This window comes from Mixta hanseatica (genome assembly GCF_023517775.1).
In the GTDB taxonomy this organism is placed as follows: domain Bacteria; phylum Pseudomonadota; class Gammaproteobacteria; order Enterobacterales; family Enterobacteriaceae; genus Mixta; species Mixta hanseatica.
The window spans coordinates 73,436-94,115 of the sequence record NZ_CP082905.1 but is presented as its reverse complement, the minus strand read 5'-3'; the positions used below and the strand labels follow the sequence as shown (position 1 = coordinate 94,115).

Genomic DNA, 20,680 nt, shown 5'->3' with positions numbered 1-20,680 from the left:
TCTGCAGGCCGCCGCGAGGCGGCAGCCTGTAAGGACCGGACCGGCACCGTGGTGTGCCGTTCCGGGGCTGTACCCTGTTCATCACCTGTTGTCCTGTTTTGTTCCCCTGAGCCCCTTCGCCGTGCAGAAACCTGGCACCCGGGCGTCTTCACGCAAGGGTCGCACAGCTAAACGTCTGCACCCGGTCCCTGCGGGCTGCGGCTTTGCCGTTTCCCCCTGCGTTCAGCCTGATGCCCGGTCGCCTGTTCTGCCCTCACGGCGAGGAACTCAGAGAAACATCACTTAACCCTGAACAGGAGAAACAACATGTCACAGCAGAACGTCAACACCACGGCTTCAGAATCTAAAGAATCATCTTTTTTTAAACGCGAAAACTACCGTGCAACGTATTCACCGGATGATAACAAGCTGCGCCTGTATTCGCTGCACCGTCTGGATGAGGATACGTATCAACGTGTTAAAGATGCGGGCTTTAAATACGCGCCGCGCCAGGCACTTTTTGTGGCGCCAATGTGGACGCCCGATCGGGAAGACCTGCTAATCGAACTGGCGGGCGAAATTGAAGACGAAGATCAGACGCTGTTTGACCGCCAGGAGGAGCGCGCGGAACGTTTTGAAGAGTACAGCGAAAAGCGCGCAGCCGAGTCAGGGCAGGTGCTGGCCGCCGTGGACAGCCTGGCTTCGGCTGTTCCTTTCGGTCAGCCAATTCTGGTTGGGCACCACAGCGAGCGCCGCGCGCGTAAGCACGCGCAGAAAATTGAGAACGGCATGCGCCGCGCCGTAAACCTGTTTGAAACGTCAGAATACTGGGAGCGCCGCGCAGAGGCCTCGCTGCGTCACGCGGCTTACAAAGAGCGCCCGGACGTGCGCTGGCGCCGCATCAAAAAGATTGAGGCCGATTTGCGCAAGGCAGATCGCCGCCTGCAGGACTGTCAGAAATTTATCAAACTCTGGTCATCTGAAAACCTTAACCGCGCGATGGCTCTTGTCATAGCGAACGTTGATCACCTTCACTGCTGCTTTACCCTGGAGAAGTACCCGCGCCCGCCGGAAAAAAGCCAGTACGAAGGCAGCCGCAGCATCTGGTCTGCCCTCGAAGAGGACATTATTACCGCTGAGCAGGCGCGGGATATCTGCATTCCCTGTCATGAACGCACCATCACACGGTTAAGCCGCTGGACAGCGCACTACCGCAACCGCATTGCCTACGAGCGCGCCATGCTGGACGAGCACGGCGGCGTGCTGGCCTCAGATACCGAAATGGTGCCGGGCGGCCAGGTAAAAAGTCGCGGTGAGTGGCTGACCATCATCCGCGTAAACCGCAGCGGCGGAAAAATCAGCTCGCTGGTCACCCCGGAATATTCATTCATGGGTCGGGAAGGCGCCACAACCACCATCACGCCCGATCGCATCACCGAATATAAGGCGCCCAGCGCAGAGGAGGCAAAAGCGGCTAAGGCGGCCGCGAAGCGTCCGCCGATCGTTAACTACCCGGGTGAGGGCTTCGTAAGCATGACAAAGGAGGAATGGAGCAAAAAGCACGCCGATTTTAAACAGGTGAAGGGCATTGCGGCCGGTGACGATCACAAGGCTTACCGGATACGCCGCGTCATGTCCACGGGTTACACCCTGTCGCCGGTGTATATCACCGATATGAAGACAGTAGAGGTGCCGCGCTGACAAACCAGGCTCCCCGGCGTGGCCGGGGAAATTGTGCATATACAAATAGCTATACAAAGCATGCCGGCAAGCGCCGGCATGGGAGAAAAAAAATGCGAACCGAACTCAGCGCGCGAATTGCGCAGATGCAACAGAAACTCAGCAGTATGCAGCCCGTCGCCCGGGTACATGCTGACACGCAACTGTTTGTTTCGTCAGATCCGGTGTGTCAGAAGCTTGTCACCCTTGCCGATATCCGGCCAGGAAACCGGGTGCTGGAGCCCAGCGCGGGAACGGGTGCCATTCTGCGCGCCGTACTTGCCGCCGTGCCTGCGGTCCGCTGTGAATGTGTGGAAATGAACGCGGCGCTGGCGCAGCATCTTAAAGACACATTTCCGGAGGTGCCCGTAACCTGCGCGGATTTCCTGAGCTGCGCCCCGCAGGCCGTTTATGATCGGATTTTAATGAATCCACCTTTCCGCCACTGTGAGGATCTGAAACATATCCGGCATGCGCTAAAAATGCTGGCGCCGGGCGGTAACCTTGTAGCGGTCTGCGCAAATGGTCCGCGCCAGCAGCGGGAATTTAAGCATATTGCAACGCATCAGGAGGTGCTTCCATGCGGGGCATTCGCATACACAGACGTTTCCACGATGATTGTCCGCATTGATGTCTGACAGAAAGTATCGCCGGTTCCGCGCACGCGGGGCCGGATTTGTGCCGACAGCTGAGGCCGCAAACGTCAATGGCCGCTGATAACGGCTGCGGCGGCTGCGCCGCCACGGCGGTTATTCTGCTTTTGCCTGCGCTTTCTCTCTCCTGGGCGCTGTCTCATGGTCTTCTCTCTTCGCTTCCTGCTGCTGTTGCGGCTTCTGCTGTGCGGCAGCTGCTTCGCGAACTTACTTCCTCTCAGGGTCATAAACGTCAACATCCTGATGGCCACCTCCGGCTCCCCGGCGATGCCGGGTCGTCGAGCCCCACTGCGCTAACCGGCAGAGCCGGTAAGCTCCGCCGGACCGCATGGCGTTCCGGGCCTGCCGGCTTGGGTCTGATGGCAAGGGCCAGGTCAACCCCTGCAGCCGGCTGGCGCCGGCGCTTCTGCAGGCTGCCGCTGCGCGGCAACCTGTAAGGACCGGCCCGGCACCGTGGTGTGCCGTTCCGGGGCTGTGCCCTGTTCATCCTTCCGCGTTCTGTTTCGTTTCCCGAATCCCTTCGCCGTGCAGAAACCTGCCACCCGGGCGTCTTCACGCAAGGGTCGCACAGCTAAACGGCGGCGCCCGGTCCCTGCGGGCTGCGGCCTTGCCGTTTCCCCCTGCGTTCAGCCTGATGCCCGGTCGCCTGTTCTGCCCTCACGGCGAGGAACTCGGAGAAACATCACATGCAACCACACGGGAGAAACAACATGTCACAGCAGAACGTCAACACCACGGCTTCAGAATCTGAAGAATCATCATCTTTAAAAACAAAAAAAACGCGTCGTCCCGCGAAAGCGAAAGCTGACAAAGCTGCAGCAGCGGCGGTAGAGCAGGCACTGGAGAAAATCGACATCGAGATGATCCCACTCTCGCGACTGATGATTTCACCTCTCAACGTGCGCAGTAAGATCTACGTCCGGTCACGTATCGAGTCGCTTGCCGCCACCATTAAAAACGTCGGGCTGCTGCATAACCTGATCGCGCACGATATGGCTGACGGGATGCTGGGCGTGGCCTGCGGTGGGCGCCGTCTTACCGCGATGCAGCTGCTCGTTTCGCAGGGCGTGTATCAGCCCGATCAGCCCATCCCGGTCAAGCGCGTCACTGAGGAGCTGGCGCGGGCGGCTTCAATGGTCGAAAACGGCGAGCGTGAGGATATGCACCCTGCCGAGCAGATCGCCGGTTTTCAGGCGCTGGCAGACGAGGGCAAAACACCAGCGCAGATTGGCGACCTCATGGGCTACAGCTCACGCCACGTTCAGCGCTGCCTGAAGCTGACTGGCCTGGCACCCGCCATTCTTGACGAGCTGGCCGCCGATAGCATCACGATCGATCAGTGTCAGGCGCTGGCGCTGGCTGACACGCATGAGCGTCAACTGGAGGTATGGGAACAGGCCTCGGGGTATTACAACGCCTCCGCTGAAATCATCCGTAAGCTAATCACCTCCACTGAGACGGCGATTAGCCACTCACTAAAGTTCGCTTTTATCGGTAAAGATGCCTATCTCGCGGCGGGCGGAACCATTCGCACCGACCTGTTTAGCGATGAAGACGAGGGCTATATCGATACGGCGCTGGTTGAGCAGCTGACGCTTGAAAAGCTCCAGCAGATTGCCGCCGCCGTCGAGAAAGAAGAAGGGTTTGCCTGGGCTGAAGTCAGAATGGACAGCCGTCTGCACAGCTGGAGCAGCGAGGTGAAAAAAACGTATTACCTGCTGCCGGAGCGCTGCCCGGAGCTGACGCCGGAGGAAGATAAAGAGCTGAGCGAACTTCGCGCCCGGGTGAAACTCAGCGACGACGACGCGCTGGTTGCGCAGCTGAAAAAGCAGGTTGCCGCGCTGGAAGAAACGGGGCTGAAGCGCAGCTGGGCAGGCGCGGACAAGGACAAAACCGGGGCGCTGGTCTGCTTTGAGCGCGGCAGCTGCTTTATTCAGCGCGGGGTGCAGCGTCAGGCCGACCTGCCGAAGAAGGCGAAGCCCGGAAATAAGGAAGACCTGCAGACGCTTTCCGAAGACTACTCCGCCACGCTGGTTCGCTCGATGTCGTGCGAACGTTCACTGGCGGTACAGGCGGCGCTGAGTACGAAGCCGGACATCGCGCTTGCCATGCTGACCTGGACGTTGTGCCGCAGCACCTTCAGCCACCGCAACTATGACGGAACCCCGATGAAAATCAGCCTTACGGACAACAGTTCCGCGCTGATTGCCGGGACGACCGCAAAGGAAGATACAAAGGCCTGGCAGTTCATTCAGGAGCAGAAGGCGCAGTGGGAGGCGAAACTCCCAGAAGACTGGTCGCAGGACTTCCGCTGGCTGATGGGCTGGAGCACGGGGGACGTGCTGGGGCTGCTGGGATTTTGCAGCGCCACGGCGGTGTGCAGCTTCCAGGAGCGCATTTATGGTCGCAGCCAGACCAGTAACCTCGATACGCTGGAAATGGCGCTGGGCTTTGACCTGGCCGACTGGTGGCAGCCGGGCGCTGAGGGCTTCTTTAAACGCATGAGCAAAGAGCAGATTACCGGGGCGCTGAAGGAGGCCGGTAAAACGGGTAATGCCAGCGATGCGGAAAAGATGAAGAAGGGAGACGCCGCTGAATTTGCTGAAGAGGTGATGAAAGATGCCCGCTGGGTGCCTGCATGGATGAAACCCCTGCAGCCTGCAGTGACGGAAAACGGCAGCGAAGACGAAACGGGCAGCGAAGGCTGACAGCGGCAGACCGCCCGTCCGGGCGGTCACTACAGACAAGGAGGAAACCTGATGAATACCATTCCCCGGCACCTTTCAATCGTTCCCGCCTGCCCGTACACCTTTGCCATCAGCCTGGCCGTTGCCGAGGTTGAAAAGCGCCTGCAGGGCAGAGCGGCGCGCGGCGCGCACCCCTACGCCAGTGCCTTTATGCGCCATTACTGCGGGACACGCACCATTAAGGCTGATCAGCTGCGCCGGGTCATGCCTGAATACACACCCGGTGATCGCTCTGCGCCGCCTGCGCGGGAATACCTGGCTGCGCTCGATACGCTTATTGCCTCACGCGGCGAGCGCTGCCCTGCGCCGCTGTCGCAGGATACCGGCTCAAGGCTGTTTCCGCTGACCGCCGTCCGTTTCACGGAGCGTCGGGAAAAGCGCTTAACGCTGCGTCAGAGCAGGGCGCAGAACCGGGAGAGCCGGGAGCGCGAGCAGAAGCGCAGGCGCTATCAGAACCGGCTGGCGCAGGCTGCGCTGGAGCTGGCGTTTTACACGCCGCAGACGGTGGGAGGATGGTATGCGCACTGGCAGGCGCGGGATATTTTTGAAAGCGATCTTCTGTCGCTGATACTGGCGTGGCTGAAGCGGTTTGTGTCATGCCGCCATATCGATCCGCTGGAGTGGTACGGCGAGCCGCTGTGGCGCGTGATGCTCGATATCAGCATTCTGGCCGGTGAGCTGAGCGCATTCAGCAGGATGACCGACCGGTTTGCGCTGCCCGTACTGCTGACGTTCCGTCCCTGAACCTGTTAAGCCGGGCGCAGCCTGTCCGGCTTGCTGCAGACTCTGGCCACGCGAGAAAAGCGGGCGGCCCTGCGGGCCGGGTAAAGACGGTGCTGACGCACCGCCTCTCTCCCTTCGCCTGCGCTTTCTCTCTCCGGGGCGCTGTCTCACAGTCTTCTCTCTTCGCTTCCTGCTGCTGTTAATCTTTCTGCTGTAATGCAGCTGCGTCACCGGGTTTCGCGCATTGAAGGTCAAAAGCATCAATATCCTGATGGCCCCCTCCGGCTCCCCGGCACAGCCGGGTCGTCAGCCCCACTGCGCTAACCGGCTGGCGCCGGTAAGCTCCGCCGGACCGCGTGGCGTTCCGGGCCTGCCGGCTTGGGTCTGATGGCTTTAATGACCAACTGCCTCAGCGGGCTGACGCCCGCGGCCTCACCTTGACGACATAAGTCTGCCATCACTTTACTATCGTCACGCCTCAATGGCGCGCCGGGTGTATGCATTCCCTCTTTTATCGGTGGCATCTCTCAGCGGCTCTCTCGCGGAGGGCCGGGTTTCGCCCCCTCGCCTGGAAAAAGCAAGGCTGAAGTATACGGCTTCGCCGGCACTGCTTTGTTTGATCGCCGTCGCGTGCATGCTCTTTGCCGAGAAAGGTCCCGCGCTGGGGAATTGAAGCGTTAATGAATTTGACTTATTAGATGGCCTTGCTTCGATATTCAATTTCTAATATCGCTTTTGTCAATGCAGCAATAGCTATAGCATCTGCCATAGTCAATTCAGGCTTGTCCAGACTTCCGTGTCCAGCAGTAGGTAATCTGTTACGCAAATTGTAAATATCTTTAATCGCATCAATAAGGTTATCAGGTAAGCTTGAATTTTTCTTGAATTGCTCAAAAAAACCACCCAGTGATTGATTTGATACATTTGGATTTTGAGAAATATCTTTCGCCATTGTTTCTAAAATGTTAGAGGCAGCGTGCAACGCTCCTGCCGGGTCATTGGAATCTAAACAATTATTCATTCTACTTATTTGCTGAACAATATTGGGATGCAATCTTTTTAGGTAATCATTTCCCAAAGTTTCATTAAACAGTTTAACATGATTAAATACATCGCAATCCAAATAAAATCTAGGATGAACTTCCATCCATGAATACTTCCAGTCATTTTTTAAATTTTCTTTTTCCGCAATGCGTACGCCTGAATCTTGATCAATTCCATCGACATATTTACACATGTAATCAGCATAATAGTAAAAATACTTATATGATATTTCAGGGCAAAAGTTAATGATTGATGAAACGCCGCCATTTTCATTGGAATAAACCGAGGGGGTTTCTTCATCACATAAAGATGAAAATTTAGTTCTTTCCCAATACTCACTCAACTCCTCCTCTTTTTTATCCGTTATGCCCGCTATCATGTTAATACGTTTAAGCAGAACTACACTGTAATGATATCGAGGGCAGCTATGCGAATTAGCGTATGGACAAACTGTTGCAGCATTTCGATTATGACTCTCGTTATCCCACCAATTTTTATCAGGAATAATTCTTTTCATAATTTGATTATTATCTCGCGATTAAATGAATTTTTAACTCTATACATAGCTTATCAGCTCTATCATGCCTGCCGCCACTGTACGTTTCCCTAAAAAGAACCATCCACTTTTAGAGAGTCTCTGGCATCCCAACTTCCGCTTCTGGAACATAGCGGACATTAAAATCAAAAATTCTGTGGCCCCCTCCGGCTCCCCGGCACAGCCGGGTCGTCAAGCCCCACTGCGCTAACCGGCTGAGCCGGTAAGCTTCGCCGGACCGCGTCGCGTTCCGGGCCTGCCGGCTAGGGTCTGATGGCAACGGCCAGGTCAACCCCCGTGCAGCCGGCTGGCGCCGGCGCGTCTGCAGGCCGCCGCGAGGCGGCAGCCTGTAAGGACCGGACCGGCACCGTGGTGTGCCGTTCCGGGGCTGTACCCTGTTCATCACCTGTTGTCCTGTTTTGTTCCCCTGAGCCCCTTCGCCGTGCAGAAACCTGGCACCCGGGCGTCTTCACGCAAGGGTCGCACAGCTAAACGTCTGCACCCGGTCCCTGCGGGCTGCGGCTTTGCCGTTTCCCCCTGCGTTCAGCCTGATGCCCGGTCGCCTGTTCTGCCCTCACGGCGAGGAACTCAGAGAAACATCACTTAACCCTGAACAGGAGAAACAACATGTCACAGCAGAACGTCAACACCACGGCTTCAGAATCTAAAGAATCATCATTTTCAACGACAAAACCCGCAGAAGATATCAGCTATGAGGCTATACGCCGCGCCTTTCGTCGCAATCTTTTTTACGTCGATTATCCGCAGTTCAACGTGAATACCGCAGCGCTGCGCAGCGATTTTAAAATGCATCTGGAGTACCTGGCGGCGGCGACGTTTACACGGGACGAGGCTTCATTTGATACGGGGAGTTACCGCTCCACAACAGATCTTATGCTGATTAACCCGCATGAAAAGCTCCTCATTACCGTTGCCGTGTTTGCACCCAAAGCTGGCGCGGCACCGGAAACCTATGAAACCCGTGTCGTGCATTCAGCAAACCCCATCGGCGACGAAGAGTATGTGGAGCTCAACGAATATCAGACCACCAATGTATATAAGTCAGCGGGACTGCTTAACGTGGCGGCGCTGGAATTGTTCTGGTCAGAACATGAGGGACTGAAAAAATATGCGCAGGCCAGCCTGCCGAAAGCAGATGAATACAGCCCGTTCTGTCACTGGCAGTTTTCCCGCCTGAAAGGTTAATGATTCATTCCCCTGCAGCACGCTGCAGGGGAAACAGGAGAAAGCAATGAATACACAGGAACGATTGGCGGCCGCGCTGAAAAATCCGCTGCAGGCAGGATACGTGACATACACCGGCCACGTTATGACCGGAGCGGAATGCATCACCTACAACCGCTATACCGCCGAAGCCGCACGACCGGGAATAAGCGGGCAGGCACGGGAGTTTTTACTCGATCAGCGGCACCGGTTTTTCGTTCTGATAAGCGAAAGCTGACAGCCGGTAAAGCCGGAAAATATAACAGCCAGTCACACGGGAGACGCAATATGCCACAGCAGAGCATCATTACCAGTTTTTCAGAATCAGAAGAAACCGCGCTGGAAACAGTGGGAGGCAATATCAGCTTTTTCAGTCACCTGCACGTCCGGGACACGCAGGGGAATTATGTTATGGCCTCTGTCAGCCAGATCCTTACAGAAGCAACGCGGGCAGTCGATTTCCGTTACCCGGCAGGCACCGTCTTTGAATCATTAGAAGTGTCAGAGGAATTTTTCCGGGCAAAACTAGCCGGACGTGAAAGAGAAACCTTTGCTGTTGCGTTTCTGAACAACCAGCATCAGCTGATTGCTTATGAAGAGTTATTTATTGGCAGCATTGCATCAACCGAAATTCATCCCCGTGAAGTGGTTCGCGCAGCCCTGCGGCTGAACGCTGCAGCGGTGATCCTGAGTCATAACCATCCCTCATTCAGTACCGAACCCTCCCGCGCAGACGTGCAAATCACCGTACGCCTGAAAAAAGCGCTTGAGCTGGTCGCTGTGCGGGTCATCGATCACATCATCGTGGCAGGTAATGAGGCCGTATCAATGGCCAGAAAGGGGCTTGTCTGATGCCGGGCTGGGAGTACAGCTGGTCAGAGCCGCTGGAGAATATGTTTGCCGGTACGGGGGGGCGCGTGATCACCCTCATGGCATACAAGCCGGAGTAACGGACAGAAAAAAGGCAGGGGGTTAACCCTGCCAGATTCCGCCCCTGGTATCCACGACGAAGCCGGGGCATCAGAGAAACACTGACCACAAAACAGGAGATCAATGTGTCTACACAGTCAACTTTACCGACAGATACCACAACAGTAAACCCTGAACAGAACGATAACCACGAGCCGGTAACCATGAGCACCATAAAAGAGATTGCCGCAATGGCTGAAGGCACAGAAAGTCCGGCGCTTATCTGGGGTAACACAGATCGGGCAACGGTCGCGGCTGAAGCGTTATGGATCTTTGCCAGGCGAACCGGGCTTGATGGTCGGGGAGAGGATGCATATACCGCCGTTCAGGATCTGATAGCCAACCTGATGCACCTGTGCGGGCAGGAAGGCATAACGGGCGGGGAGGTAACATTTGCATCGCTGGTCAGCATGGCAGAAATGCACTATCAGGCAGAACTGGAGGAAATGTAACGCAACAAGGGCGGGGCCGTTTATGGCCCTGCAGCTGCATTCACCGGCGGCTGAACGGCGGGCAGCCCTGCGGACCGGGTAAAGACGGTGCTGACGCACCGTCTCTCTCCCTTCGCCTGCGCTTTCTCTCTCCGGGGCGCTGTCTCACAGTCTTCTCTCTTCGCTTCCTGCTGCTGTTAATCCTGCTGTGCTGCAGCTGCTTCTCTGTTTTTCACTGACTGAAGGTCAAAAAAGTCAACGTCGTGATGGCCACCTTCGGCTCCCCGGCGTTGCCGGGTCGTCAGCCCCACTGCGCTAACCGGCAGGGCCGGTAAGCTTCGCCGAACCGCCAGAAGCGGCGTTTCGGGCCTGCCGGCTAGGGTCTGATGGCAAGGGCCAGGTCAACCCCTGCAGCCAGCTGGCGCTGGCGCTTCTGCAGGTTACCGCTGCGCGGCAACCTGTAAGGACCGGCCGTCGGAGACGTCCGGGGTGTGTTCATGCTGTCCTCACGAACGGTGCCTTCATGTTCCGGATGGTTCCCCGCGGAGGGCTGGTCGTAGCAACGTCATTCGTTCAGTGCAAGGGTGAAATGCACGCCTGCGGCGCCCTTGCACTGCCCGCCTGACGCCGCTTACTTGCCCTCTGCCGCGAGGAACTCACCGAAACATGAATTAATCACCTGAGAGGAGAACCAGCATGAACACACAGAACGTCAACACCGCCGCTTCAGAAGCTTCCAAAACATGGAATGAATACCCAAAAATTTTACTGGCTGAGGGGAGTAAGGCAGGGGATCACGCAGACTTTGAGATTTATGAGTTCAGTTCTCTGAAAAAATTGAAAGAATTCCGGAAATGCTACCCGGAAAAAATGAATGAAGCCTATAGCTATGCAGTCAGCACAGGTACGCAGCGAGACGGGAGACACATCTGCCCGGTAAGCGCAGCGCATTATAAAAAATTCATTAAACTGGCGAAGGCTGCCGGGTTCGATTTTTAGCCATAACGGCGCCGATCGGGGCGCCGGTATACCCAAGCTAAAACGTTATGCATCAGCTCCGGGCAGGGCATCCTGTCCGGTAAACACCGCTAAAACCCGGCGGCCCTGCGGGCCGGGAAAAGACGGTGCTGACGCACCGTCTCTCTCCCTTCGCCTGCGCTTTCTCTCTCCGGGGTGCTGTCTCATGGTCTTCTCTCTTCGCTTCCTGCGCTGCAGCTGCTTCTTTGTCTTTCACTGACTGAAGGTCAAAAACATCCACTGCGTAATGGCCACCTTCGGCTCCCCGGCGTTGCCGGGTCGTCAGCCCCACTGCGCTAACCGGCAAAGCCGGTAAGCTCCGCCGGACCGCAAGCGTTCCGGGCCTGCCGGCTAGGGTCTGATGGCAAGGGCCAGGTCAACCCCTGCAGCCAGCTGACGCTGGCGCTTCTGCAGGTTACCGCTGCGCGGCAACCTGTAAGGACCGGCCGTCGGAGACGTCCGGGGTGTGTTCATGCTGTCCTCACGAACGGTGCCTTCATGTTCCGGATGGTTCCCCGCGGAGGGCTGGTCGTAGCAACGTCATTCGTTCAGCGCAAGGGTGAAATGCACGCCTGCGGCGCCCTTGCACTGCCCGCCTGACGCCGCTTACTTGCCCTCTGCCGCGAGGAACTCACCGAAACATGATTAACCACCTGAGAGGAGAACCAGCATGAACACACAGAACGTCAACATCGCCGCTTCAGAAGCTTCCAAAACATGGGTTAAAGGCCAGAAAATCTGCGTCAGCGCGAACGATCTGCGCACCCGCTGGCATAACACTGACGCAGGGAATGAAAACGCCACGCCTGCAAAGGGAAAGCACTATCCGACGCGAAACGGCAGTTATGGCGCAGATGTGCTGTTGCTCGATGAAACTGAAGTGGCGGCATTACTGGCGGCGGGACATCGCGCGCTGCCGCGTCTGACGAGTTCAGCCCGTGGCATGACGGCGCTGTACGACGTGGGCGACATCTCTGCGGAACGTTACATCATTGCCAGCCGGGGACAAATTTATTACCGCACTGCCTCATGGCAGGACGCCTGCCGGGAGTATATACGGCGCTCCTCCTCAGTAATGGCGGAAGAGGCGAAAAAGTTTTTCGACAGGTTTCATGCAGCGTGTGATGCAGGGCTTGATTATTACCAGGCCAGCGACGTCGCACGCGGCATCATCTCACTGGAAAGCGCCCTGAATCCTGCGCAAGACATTCAGGTAACTGCCGGTGCCGCTGATACCACCTTAAACGATATCCCGTTCTGAAAATGTCCTGCGGCCCGGAAGAAAACGGGTCGCGCCTCTCTTTCATCAGCATTAAGGGAAACTGATATGAAAATACAGAATGCGCAGTCTCTGGTTGTGGGGCAGGTTGTCAGCACAGTTCTTTACAATCGCGGACGGGGTGTGATTTTTGCGATCCACGGCGAGCAGAAACCGGCGTCAGTGGGTTCACTTTCGGGATGCGTTTCGTACGGCGGGAATGCGACATTTGACATTGCATTCGAGAGCGGCGGAATATCGCGCGCGCTGCCTGAAAGTATCCTTTACGGGAAACAGTGGAGCATATTCCCGGAAATAAAAAGCGGTAAAGAAACGACGCGCATCGTAAAACAGGCAGAGGCAGAAGAACGCCGTAAAAAGCAGGCGCGGGAGGAAGAAGCCCGCAAATATGAAGCGGAATGTCAGCGTCTGAAAACGGCACCAGAATATGCTTCGCTTTCGCAGGATAAAAACGGCGCGGTACAGGTCACGTCAAATATACGCAGGGAACTTAAGGCGAAGTTTCCGGGCATTAAATTTTCCGTTCGCAAGCGCAGTTATGACAGCGTAAGCGTTATCTGGACAGACGGACCTACGGAGGAGGAAGTTAAATCTGTCACTGATAAGTATAAAGACAGCTATTTCGATCCCATGCAGGATATGTCTGTTTCCAGTGCGTCTCCCTTTAATCGTATTTTCGGCGGAGTGGGTTATGTCTTTACTGACAGAAATTATTCCGATGCCATGAAACAAAAAGCGGTGGATACCATCGCTAAAAAATATGGCAGCAGCCTGGAGGGAGAGGAAATTACGCTGGCACGATTTAAATCGGGCGAACTGTACCGGGTCGGCCGGGATTGCTTCTGGCACAGTCAGGGCGTTCACGGTGAAATAAACAGAATACTTTCTGAAATGAAAGCATAAACAGCACGGGGCCGGATGGCTCCATTTTTTTGGGGCCTGTTATCCGTCACCGGTATTGAACCGGTGACAAATAAATAAAAACCGGTGCAAACTCTTCCTGCACGGCGCGGTAAAACATCAGGGGCGTTACTCATGTTGACCGTACCCGGCATTGAACCGGGAACGGTTAATTCTGTGCGCAGACTGCATTGACGGATTTAAACCAGCACAGGCACAGAAGAAAAAAAGTAATGCAGTCCGTAATAAGGATTTTAATCATTCATCCGTTGATTGCCGTACGTGGGATTTTACCCGCCTTGATGGCCTTATAATGTGCGTCGATAATCATCGCATAGTTATACCGGTTCTTGATCGTCACCGGAATATTTTTCATTCCCGCATTATACATTCCCACTGCCAGCCACGTTGTGCCGTACTGATTGAAGTTACGGCGCAGCAGCATGGCACCGATGAAAATATTCAGGCACGGATCGCTGAGGAGCTTTTCTTTACTGAGGCCGGGATATTCTTTCTGTAATCCGCGCATGGTCACCGAATTAATCTGCATGATGCCGTAATCGCTGCTGCCGGGCTTTCCGTCTTTGGTTTTGTTCGTATTTATGGCGGCAGGATTGTAGCGGGATTCCTGCCATGCGATAGCACGCAGGTAGTCCGGATCAATGGAATACCATTCACCGGCTTTAATAAAACAGTCCGCATTCACGCTGGCTGAGAAAATGCCTGTAGCCAGCAGGGCTGCAGCGTGTATAAATAAACGCATAGCGGCTCCTGATTTGAAAAGTTCGGGGGTGCTTATTAACTCAATAATATCATAAGAAGTGGGATTTTACACACCACTCGCAAATTTATTTTTGCGGTTTTAATTATTTAATATCAGTTAGTTAGTTGTAAATCGTAGAAATTTTAGCCCATAACGAAATTTCTTCAAAGAAACTTTATAGTGCTTTAATAGTTCCTTGTAAGTAACTGCGAAGTGCTGCTATTAAAAACAAGTACTTACTAATATTTGAACTTAGAAGTGTCTGTGCAGACACTGTTGAAGCCCTTTGTTGTTACTTTGTGGTTACTTGAAAAGTGGGTGCGTTGAGTTTATTTTCTCATGCAGCATGAACAATCCGTCGCCCGGTCATCCGGTTACGGTTCGCTCTAATATCAGGTTATGAGGCAAAATATATGTCAGAGCAGAACACACCCAAAAGTAATCGCGTCAATCTTACCGTTCCCTTTTCACTTATAGAAAAGGTTGATGCACACGTTGAAAAGAAGCTTGAAGACGGAGAGTCACGCGAAACGGCGAACCGGTCAGCTTTTATCATGGAGATGTTTAAGCTGGGACTTCGCGTTTATGAAAATAAAATCAGCAAGGACACTTCAGAAAAGACGCTGGACCAGAAGCTGGAATTTATCGCCAAGAACGTTCTGGTCAGCGGTTTTATAACTGACGCCATTTTTGGCATTCAGAAGGAAACCGTCGATCCTGCTAAAGTCATTAAAAACGAAATGATCCTTGAGCCTGAGTGGTTAAAAGCTGTCAATGAGCGCGTGGCAGGGAAACTGCAGGAATATTTTAAATAATTATCAGGTGCCTGATGCTTTCTGTATTGCGTCAGGCATAACTCTTTACTTTTCATTATGCTGGTCTGAATCTTTTTCCTCTTCTTTTAATGCTTCTGTCTCTCTTTTTTGTGCATCTCTTATATAGCGCCGCAGCGTGAGTGCATTAATTCCGTACTGCGTATAAATCTGCTTGCGTGTATGTCCGTCACGCAGAACAGCATTCACAGCCTGATCGCGGTCGCGTTTTGAGAGCACATTGCGATTATCATACTTGACGCGTTTTTCTTTAATAACAGGCGAATCCTTTTTTTCTCTCCACGCTTTTTTTACCCAGTCAAGGTTCACACCGAGAATATCAGCAGTCTGCTGGAGCGTTTTACCCTGAATCCGCAGTCGCACCGCAACCTCTTTGAGGTCACCGGATATTACCCTGTGCTCATCGCGTGTGCCTATGTATCTGATGAGCGTTTCTGCCGAAATACGGTATTCGGAAAGAATATCTTTCCTGAGCATGCCCTGGCTTAATTTTTGTTTTATCGTCTCGACGTCTTCCGGTGTCAGTTTTTTTTCTCTCTCACGGGGCGTAATTTCTTTTCCATCACGCTCTGCTATTTTTCTTATTGCATGATAAATTCCCGCCCGCGTTACCCCGCAGGCCTTTTCAATTTCTTCCAGCGTCATCTTTGGTTCAGCATGATACATGGCTGAAATCAGTTCCCACTGCTTCCAGCGGTAATCCATCGCGGATTTTCCCTTGCGTTTTTTAATCAGGTTATAAACGTAGGCTTCAGAGCAGTTTTGTTCTTCACATATATCCCTGACGCGCCAGCCAAGCATAACGCGCGCCATGACTTTCTCCGCGTCGGGGCCGTTTTTTCTTTTTCTCTGCGTCGTGGGTACATTTTCATCAGCAGCCTCCGCGGTATTTTTAACCGCCGGCAGTGCAGGCTTTTTTTCCGGTCCGGCGTATTCACCCGCATCGGTAAATATCGCCTTTTCCAGGCTGTTCTTTAATTTACGAGCCTGCCAGAGGTTTACGCAGGGACGGGGAAGGGGGGAGAAAAAATTCGCATTTATCATTATCCAGGCGTCCGGATCAGCGGTATCTGAATACATGCTCAGTTGCGCGAGCGTTCGTTCCGCAGCTGCCTGTAGTTGCCTGGCGGGAACGCGTTTTTTAATAAATACGAGCAGGGGAATCGTGACGAGCTGGCAGGCATAGTAGCGGTTGTCTCTGACGATGACTTCAAACCAGCCGGGGTCGCGCCTGTAATGAAACAGGGCTTCATTAAGCAGGACAGTTAAGGGTACCTCATGATTTATCCTAAAAAATTCAGCCGCAAAGCCCGCCGGATCGGCGACAAGAACAACCAGGTCGGCAGTGTCAGCCATAATTTTTCTTTTCCATTCAGCCAGTTAGTGAGACAAGCGAAAATTCTCACCATCACGATAAATGAAATTGATCAGTAAGACCAATAACTTAAATTGAAGCATGCGATCCGGAAGCGTAAAAAAACGTCAACCCGTCAGGAAAACGTAAGTTTCTGCTGCGATACCACAGATATGTAAAGGAGGCGTAACCGGCACAACAGTAATTTGACTTAAGGTAATACCGACAGCAACAAAAGATAGTTTAACCAACTCATCATTATATCTCTAACTGAGGAAAAATCCTATGAAGGGCACTCTCTCTTCGTGTGTAAATTACTGCCGCAAGGCAGGGGCGGTAGCGTGGAAAAAAGTGAACAAGACTGCGTTGTTCTCTGCACTGGCGATCTTGGCTGTTTCTGCCATGCCCGCCCACGCCGTAGACTACTTCGCCGGGGCCAAAACTGATGTTAACGATACCTTTGGTAGTAATTCAGCTGTCGTTTACATCCTTTATATTCTGGAAATTGCATTCATCGCGTTCACCTACATCAAAACCAAAAACTTGGCGCTGTTCGGTAGCATCGCCGCGCTGCTGGTTTTCGTTAACGTCGCCTTTAACGTGATCCCTTCTTAACGACTGCTTATGGAAAAACGTGACCGGTATACCTATGCGGCTACGTTTTCCGAGCAAAGGCGCTTCGTGGGGCTGCCACCTGATGAGTTCTGCCTGTATGTGCCGCTGGCGCTGCTGGCAGTTTTTCTCAACATGTGGATTTTCGGCCCCACGCTCCTGGCTGCCGTGGTCGGAATTCGTCATCTCAAGAAAGGCCGCGGTTCTCAGTATCTTCTCAACCTTGCGTACTGGTGCCTGCCCACCTCAGTGATGCGCTTCTTTATCAGCATCCTGCCAGACAGCTACAAACGGCACTGGGTCGCCTGACCCCCTCCGGAGACAACATGGAATTAAAGCTGCGTTCGGCGGGAAACCGCAATATGGCCGTGGCTATTCTGGTGCTGCTCGTTATCGCAATCCTCGCGCTCATACTCTGCTGGCGCCTTTACAGTGATAACCGCGCGCTGATGAATCAGCTTCTCAATAACCGTCAGACCATCATCGTTCCTTACGGCGCAGACACTCCGTTCAGCTTTACCGGCGAGCGCGGCGATGCCCGCTACCTGCGCCTGATGGCGCTGGCGTGGCTGAACCTGCGCCTCAATATCTCCGACAAAAATGCAGAAGCCAGCCACGAAATGCTGCTGGCAGGTGCCTGCGACGGCGCGGAGAAATCACTCAAAGGTGTGCTGGCTGATGAAGCCTCACGCGTGAAAGGCAACAGCGGCGGCTCGGTGTTCTATCCCAAAGACGTCAGCGTCTGGCCGGACAGGGGCATCGTGGATGTTACCGGCGATCTGCAGCTGAGCTATGGGCTGCATGACGGTAAGCCGGTGAAGAAGCACTACCGCCTGCGCACTGACACCCGCAACAACCGTCTCTGCTGGAGCGCTTTCCTGGAGGTTCCTGATGCGTAAATCCCTGCTAATCAGCGCCGTGGCGCTGCTGACCGTCTTCGGCGCCCACGCCGAACAGCTGACGCTTAATCCCGGCGCCCGCGTGAACGCGGCCGTGAGCAATACCAACCCGAACTACCTGCGCGTTAATGACGACCGTATCCTCAGCGTGCAGGCGGCGCAGGGGGTGCTGAGCGCCAAATCACCCACGCCGGAAGGCGCGATTGTGTTCTCTACCGTGACCGACAAGCCGTTCACCATGTTCGTGCAGACCGCGTCCGGTTTTGCCTTCTCGGTACAGGCGACGCCGGGCAAACGTGCGGGCTTAAGCCTGACGGTGGATAACCGCGACGTGAAGGGTACGGAAGAGGCGCGGGAGTATGAACAGAAGCAGGACACCTACAGCGCGCTCATCAGCGGGCTGGTCGGGCGCTTCATCACCAACCGGAAGCCGGCAGGCTACGTGTTCAGTAAAAACACCGACGTACCGGTGAGCGGAGCGGTGGAAAGCGCCTTTTCGCTGCGTCCGGTCACCGCGTGGCAGGGCGACCGGGTGCGCATCGTGCGCACCGACATTACCAGCCTTTCCTCACAGCGTATTCGTCTGAGCGAACGCTACTTCTGGAGCCCGGGCGTCATGGCAGTGGCGTTTCATCCGCAGCTCGACGTGCTGGAGCCGGGGGCAAAGGTCTCGGTGATCACCGTGTTCCGCACGAAAGGAGGCCCGGATGAACCTTAATACGCTGGTCCGCAGCAAGCAGCGCCGGCTGTTTGGCATCATTCTGGCCGCCGCTGCTGTGATCATCGGCGGGCTCTATCTGGCTAACCGGGGCGCGGCCGGGCACACCGGTGGTAAAGAGGAAAAACCGGACAGGGCCACCGCCGAGCCGGACCTGACCGGCGGGGGCGTGGTGAATGCCTTTGACGGTTCCGCACAGGGCTCGCTGCTGGTCACCGCGCAGAACCGCGAGAAGGAGGCGCGCGAGCAGCTTTCCGCTATGCAGAAAGACTTCAAATCACTGAAAGACCAGATGTCGGATGTGATGAACAACAACAAATCGCTGCAGCAGAACGTGAGCGACCTGATGGAACAGCTGAAAAATCAGCAGAACCAGCAAAAGCAGGCGCCTGCCGGTCAGCAGGCACAACAGGGCGCGCAGCAGGGGGCGCAGCAGGGCGCGGGCTACACGCCGCCGCGCACGGAATACTCGTTTGCGCCCGCGCCGGTGCAGACCGGGCAGATCGACAACCAGACGTTCGATTATTCGCAGTTTGAGCCAAAAACCAAAGACGCCTCGTTCTGGGTGCCGACCGGTACGTTCTCTGATGCCATCATCATTGAAGGGGCCGACGCCAACGCTTCGGTGCGCGGTGAGAACAACCTGGTGCCGATGCAGTTCAAGCTCAAGGGCAGGGCGCACATGCCGGGCAACAACAAAATGGTGCAGCTGGATAACTGCTTTGTGACGGCAGCGGCCTACGGCGACATCTCCAGCGAACGCGCCATCGTTCAGCTGCAGCGCCTCTCCTGCATCATTGACGGCAAGCACATCGACCAGGCCGTGAAGGGACACGTCGCCTTCTACGGCAAGAACGGCATCAAGGGCGTGCCGGTAATGCGCAACGGCAAGATTCTGGGTCTGGCGTTTACCGCCGGTGCGCTGGGCGGGCTGGGGCAGAGCGCCTCGCAGGTCGGCCAGACGGTCACCGGCATTGGCGCAACCAGCACGGTGAGCGGCGGGGACGTGGCGCGCGGGGCAATTGGTGGCGGCGTGGGCAAGGCAGCGGACAAGCTGGCCGACTACTACATCGAGCGCGCCGAGCAGTATCACCCGATTATCCCGATTGGCGCGGCGAACCGCGTGGAGGTGGTGTTTATCGAGGGCTTCCGCGCGAAGTTTATTGAGGATGAAGAGGCCGCGAAGCTGGCGAAGGAGCAGCAGCGCGCCGGCGGCCAGCAGCAGGACACGCAAACGCGCGAGCAGGGCAACAGCGGCCTGCCGCCGGACCTGGTGGGCAAGCTCGGTGACGCGACGCGCCTGAACATGAATGACTTTGTGACCCCGACAAACGGCGGGCAGGCGAGGAACATGACTCCGCAGGGTGTGGCGCAATGACGGACAGGAAAATCCGGCTTCGTCACGCAGAGCACTGCGGCTGGATGGTCTTTACCGAACGGACGATTAACTGCTTCGGACGCGACGCCGATGCCCGCATTCCGGGGCTGCAGGCGCTGGGATTTGGCGTCAAAAAGCTCTACTGCAAACCCGGCCTCATCCCGGACGACGGCTACGTCACGCTGTTCGGGGAAACGCTGCGCCGCCTGCTGGAGGTGGCTCCCGGCGACACCTTCGCGATGAACATGCTGTCCCGGCTCGGGACCAGCGGCAAAAACGGCGATCTCTTTATCGACTTTACCGAAATTGATGCGCTTTCACCTGACAGCGCTGATGGAGAACACCATGACTAAAGCGAATCCTTTTATGGTCAGCGCGCTGGCCATCATGCTGAGCGGCTGCGCGGGCATGAACGAAGACTTTGAATTTGACAAGCCCGCTAAAGACTCCGGCGTCTGGATGTCGCAGGCCGACGATATGTCTGCGGGCAGCAGCGGGAACGCGCCCGCAGCTACTGCGCCGAACGGCTTCACCGGCGCAGGCATCCGCCTGGATGACTACCGCCTGATTGATACCGGCACCATTCGTCTGGACCCGCAGACCGACGCGCAGGCACGCCGCAGCGGCCTGAATGACGGCATTCCGGTGCGTCTGGCATCAACCGGCGGGGTCCGCCCGTTTACGCGTGAAAACGGCGTGCTGCGCACCACCACGGATCAGACCGCGTACTGCAGCGCAGCGCACTGCTTTCCTGAACCTGCCGCTGCGTTCCGCCGCCCTGACGGCGTGGCGCGCATCTGGATAGCACCCTACGTCTCACCTGACAACAACGTCCACATGGGCGAGGTCATTTACAGCGTCTCCAGTCACGGTGACTGGAGCGGCATTCTGATGTGAGGTCTG

22 protein-coding genes are annotated in these 20,680 nt (G+C 55.4%); 19 read left to right on the top strand and 3 right to left on the bottom strand.

Annotated elements, in window-relative coordinates; genetic code table 11:
* Positions 1 to 306 precede the first annotated feature (306 nt).
* The 4 genes from K6958_RS20800 (at position 307) to K6958_RS20785 (ending at position 5,842) form a co-directional block, all read left to right on the top strand.
* Positions 307 to 1,680 (top strand): DUF3560 domain-containing protein, encoded by a 1,374-nt coding sequence (locus K6958_RS20800; RefSeq protein ID WP_249894800.1) that lies wholly within the window; start codon positions 307 to 309, stop codon positions 1,678 to 1,680.
* 92 nt (positions 1,681 to 1,772) lie between these two features.
* Complete coding sequence (locus K6958_RS20795; protein WP_249894799.1) at positions 1,773 to 2,336, top strand: class I SAM-dependent methyltransferase; 564 nt, start codon at positions 1,773 to 1,775, stop codon at positions 2,334 to 2,336.
* Between the two features lie 725 nt (positions 2,337 to 3,061).
* Entirely contained in the window at positions 3,062 to 5,059 is a 1,998-nt protein-coding gene (locus K6958_RS20790; protein WP_249894798.1) for a ParB/RepB/Spo0J family partition protein, read from the top strand.
* 51 nt (positions 5,060 to 5,110) lie between these two features.
* Positions 5,111 to 5,842, top strand: coding sequence for a plasmid SOS inhibition protein A (locus K6958_RS20785; RefSeq protein WP_249894797.1), 732 nt, complete (start codon positions 5,111 to 5,113; stop codon positions 5,840 to 5,842).
* Between the two features lie 673 nt (positions 5,843 to 6,515).
* Here K6958_RS20785 and K6958_RS20780 read toward each other — a convergent pair.
* Positions 6,516 to 7,382 (bottom strand): hypothetical protein, encoded by an 867-nt coding sequence (locus tag K6958_RS20780; protein WP_249894796.1) that lies wholly within the window; start codon positions 7,380 to 7,382, stop codon positions 6,516 to 6,518.
* Positions 7,383 to 8,027: 645 nt separating this feature from the next.
* Between K6958_RS20780 and K6958_RS20775 the strand changes: the two genes are divergently transcribed.
* From K6958_RS20775 to K6958_RS20745, 7 genes are all read left to right on the top strand, one after another.
* Entirely contained in the window at positions 8,028 to 8,606 is a 579-nt protein-coding gene (locus K6958_RS20775) for a hypothetical protein (RefSeq protein ID WP_249894795.1), read from the top strand.
* Positions 8,607 to 8,652: 46 nt separating this feature from the next.
* Positions 8,653 to 8,862 (top strand): hypothetical protein, encoded by a 210-nt coding sequence (locus K6958_RS20770; RefSeq protein WP_249894794.1) that lies wholly within the window; start codon positions 8,653 to 8,655, stop codon positions 8,860 to 8,862.
* A gap of 173 nt (positions 8,863 to 9,035) precedes the next feature.
* Positions 9,036 to 9,476, top strand: coding sequence for a RadC family protein (radC, locus tag K6958_RS20765; protein WP_249894829.1), 441 nt, complete (start codon positions 9,036 to 9,038; stop codon positions 9,474 to 9,476).
* A 203-nt stretch (positions 9,477 to 9,679) separates the two neighbouring features.
* On the top strand, positions 9,680 to 10,045 hold the full coding sequence (locus K6958_RS20760; RefSeq protein ID WP_249894793.1) for a hypothetical protein: 366 nt from the start codon (positions 9,680 to 9,682) through the stop codon (positions 10,043 to 10,045).
* A gap of 675 nt (positions 10,046 to 10,720) precedes the next feature.
* Positions 10,721 to 11,023, top strand: coding sequence for a hypothetical protein (locus K6958_RS20755; protein WP_249894792.1), 303 nt, complete (start codon positions 10,721 to 10,723; stop codon positions 11,021 to 11,023).
* Positions 11,024 to 11,711: 688 nt separating this feature from the next.
* On the top strand, positions 11,712 to 12,302 hold the full coding sequence (locus K6958_RS20750) for a hypothetical protein (protein WP_193405548.1): 591 nt from the start codon (positions 11,712 to 11,714) through the stop codon (positions 12,300 to 12,302).
* A 66-nt stretch (positions 12,303 to 12,368) separates the two neighbouring features.
* Positions 12,369 to 13,223, top strand: coding sequence for an LPD29 domain-containing protein (locus K6958_RS20745; protein ID WP_193405549.1), 855 nt, complete (start codon positions 12,369 to 12,371; stop codon positions 13,221 to 13,223).
* Positions 13,224 to 13,482: 259 nt separating this feature from the next.
* Here K6958_RS20745 and K6958_RS20740 read toward each other — a convergent pair whose 3' ends face one another.
* Positions 13,483 to 13,983 (bottom strand): lytic transglycosylase domain-containing protein, encoded by a 501-nt coding sequence (locus K6958_RS20740; RefSeq protein WP_193405551.1) that lies wholly within the window; start codon positions 13,981 to 13,983, stop codon positions 13,483 to 13,485.
* Between the two features lie 413 nt (positions 13,984 to 14,396).
* Between K6958_RS20740 and K6958_RS20735 the strand changes: the two genes are divergently transcribed.
* Positions 14,397 to 14,798, top strand: coding sequence for a relaxosome protein TraM (locus K6958_RS20735; protein WP_249894791.1), 402 nt, complete (start codon positions 14,397 to 14,399; stop codon positions 14,796 to 14,798).
* A 45-nt stretch (positions 14,799 to 14,843) separates the two neighbouring features.
* On the opposite strand, the gene K6958_RS20730 is transcribed toward K6958_RS20735, so the two are convergent.
* Complete coding sequence (locus tag K6958_RS20730) at positions 14,844 to 16,172, bottom strand: helix-turn-helix domain-containing protein (RefSeq protein WP_249894790.1); 1,329 nt, start codon at positions 16,170 to 16,172, stop codon at positions 14,844 to 14,846.
* Between the two features lie 283 nt (positions 16,173 to 16,455).
* Here K6958_RS20730 and K6958_RS20725 point away from each other — a divergent pair, with 283 nt between their 5' ends.
* Genes K6958_RS20725 through traV form a run of 7 tightly spaced genes read left to right on the top strand, consistent with a single transcriptional unit; the run spans position 16,456 to position 20,674 of the window.
* Entirely contained in the window at positions 16,456 to 16,785 is a 330-nt protein-coding gene (locus K6958_RS20725) for a type IV conjugative transfer system pilin TraA (protein ID WP_249894789.1), read from the top strand.
* Positions 16,786 to 16,794: 9 nt separating this feature from the next.
* Positions 16,795 to 17,091, top strand: a complete 297-nt coding sequence (traL, locus tag K6958_RS20720) for a type IV conjugative transfer system protein TraL (protein ID WP_249894788.1) — start codon at positions 16,795 to 16,797, stop codon at positions 17,089 to 17,091.
* 17 nt (positions 17,092 to 17,108) lie between these two features.
* The gene (locus K6958_RS20715; RefSeq protein WP_249894787.1) at positions 17,109 to 17,681 is read left to right on the top strand and encodes a TraE/TraK family type IV conjugative transfer system protein; all 573 of its coding nucleotides are present in this window, start codon (positions 17,109 to 17,111) and stop codon (positions 17,679 to 17,681) included.
* The gene (locus K6958_RS20710; RefSeq protein ID WP_249894786.1) at positions 17,674 to 18,399 is read left to right on the top strand and encodes a TraK domain-containing protein; all 726 of its coding nucleotides are present in this window, start codon (positions 17,674 to 17,676) and stop codon (positions 18,397 to 18,399) included. The genes K6958_RS20715 and K6958_RS20710 overlap by 8 nt, the downstream gene beginning before the upstream one ends.
* The gene (locus tag K6958_RS20705) at positions 18,389 to 19,777 is read left to right on the top strand and encodes a TrbI/VirB10 family protein (RefSeq protein WP_249894785.1); all 1,389 of its coding nucleotides are present in this window, start codon (positions 18,389 to 18,391) and stop codon (positions 19,775 to 19,777) included. Before K6958_RS20710 ends, K6958_RS20705 begins: the two co-directional genes overlap by 11 nt.
* Positions 19,774 to 20,130, top strand: a complete 357-nt coding sequence (locus K6958_RS20700; protein ID WP_249894784.1) for a hypothetical protein — start codon at positions 19,774 to 19,776, stop codon at positions 20,128 to 20,130. The genes K6958_RS20705 and K6958_RS20700 overlap by 4 nt, the downstream gene beginning before the upstream one ends.
* Complete coding sequence (gene traV / locus K6958_RS20695) at positions 20,123 to 20,674, top strand: type IV conjugative transfer system lipoprotein TraV (RefSeq protein ID WP_249894783.1); 552 nt, start codon at positions 20,123 to 20,125, stop codon at positions 20,672 to 20,674. Before K6958_RS20700 ends, traV begins: the two co-directional genes overlap by 8 nt.
* Positions 20,675 to 20,680 lie beyond the last annotated feature (6 nt).

Coding starts and splice junctions, on each gene's coding strand:
- K6958_RS20790 (WP_249894798.1), top strand. CDS start 3,062: ATGTCACAGCAGAACGTCAACACCACGGCTTCAGAATCTGAAGAATCA.
- K6958_RS20800 (WP_249894800.1), top strand. CDS start 307: ATGTCACAGCAGAACGTCAACACCACGGCTTCAGAATCTAAAGAATCA.
- K6958_RS20710 (WP_249894786.1), top strand. CDS start 17,674: ATGCGTAAATCCCTGCTAATCAGCGCCGTGGCGCTGCTGACCGTCTTC.
- K6958_RS20770 (WP_249894794.1), top strand. CDS start 8,653: ATGAATACACAGGAACGATTGGCGGCCGCGCTGAAAAATCCGCTGCAG.
- K6958_RS20735 (WP_249894791.1), top strand. CDS start 14,397: ATGTCAGAGCAGAACACACCCAAAAGTAATCGCGTCAATCTTACCGTT.
- K6958_RS20750 (WP_193405548.1), top strand. CDS start 11,712: ATGAACACACAGAACGTCAACATCGCCGCTTCAGAAGCTTCCAAAACA.
- traV (WP_249894783.1), top strand. CDS start 20,123: ATGACTAAAGCGAATCCTTTTATGGTCAGCGCGCTGGCCATCATGCTG.
- K6958_RS20755 (WP_249894792.1), top strand. CDS start 10,721: ATGAACACACAGAACGTCAACACCGCCGCTTCAGAAGCTTCCAAAACA.
- radC (WP_249894829.1), top strand. CDS start 9,036: ATGGCCTCTGTCAGCCAGATCCTTACAGAAGCAACGCGGGCAGTCGAT.
- K6958_RS20715 (WP_249894787.1), top strand. CDS start 17,109: ATGGAATTAAAGCTGCGTTCGGCGGGAAACCGCAATATGGCCGTGGCT.
- K6958_RS20775 (WP_249894795.1), top strand. CDS start 8,028: ATGTCACAGCAGAACGTCAACACCACGGCTTCAGAATCTAAAGAATCA.
- traL (WP_249894788.1), top strand. CDS start 16,795: ATGGAAAAACGTGACCGGTATACCTATGCGGCTACGTTTTCCGAGCAA.
- K6958_RS20780 (WP_249894796.1), bottom strand. CDS start 7,382: ATGAAAAGAATTATTCCTGATAAAAATTGGTGGGATAACGAGAGTCAT.
- K6958_RS20725 (WP_249894789.1), top strand. CDS start 16,456: ATGAAGGGCACTCTCTCTTCGTGTGTAAATTACTGCCGCAAGGCAGGG.
- K6958_RS20785 (WP_249894797.1), top strand. CDS start 5,111: ATGAATACCATTCCCCGGCACCTTTCAATCGTTCCCGCCTGCCCGTAC.
- K6958_RS20700 (WP_249894784.1), top strand. CDS start 19,774: ATGACGGACAGGAAAATCCGGCTTCGTCACGCAGAGCACTGCGGCTGG.
- K6958_RS20730 (WP_249894790.1), bottom strand. CDS start 16,172: ATGGCTGACACTGCCGACCTGGTTGTTCTTGTCGCCGATCCGGCGGGC.
- K6958_RS20740 (WP_193405551.1), bottom strand. CDS start 13,983: ATGCGTTTATTTATACACGCTGCAGCCCTGCTGGCTACAGGCATTTTC.
- K6958_RS20795 (WP_249894799.1), top strand. CDS start 1,773: ATGCGAACCGAACTCAGCGCGCGAATTGCGCAGATGCAACAGAAACTC.
- K6958_RS20745 (WP_193405549.1), top strand. CDS start 12,369: ATGAAAATACAGAATGCGCAGTCTCTGGTTGTGGGGCAGGTTGTCAGC.
- K6958_RS20705 (WP_249894785.1), top strand. CDS start 18,389: ATGAACCTTAATACGCTGGTCCGCAGCAAGCAGCGCCGGCTGTTTGGC.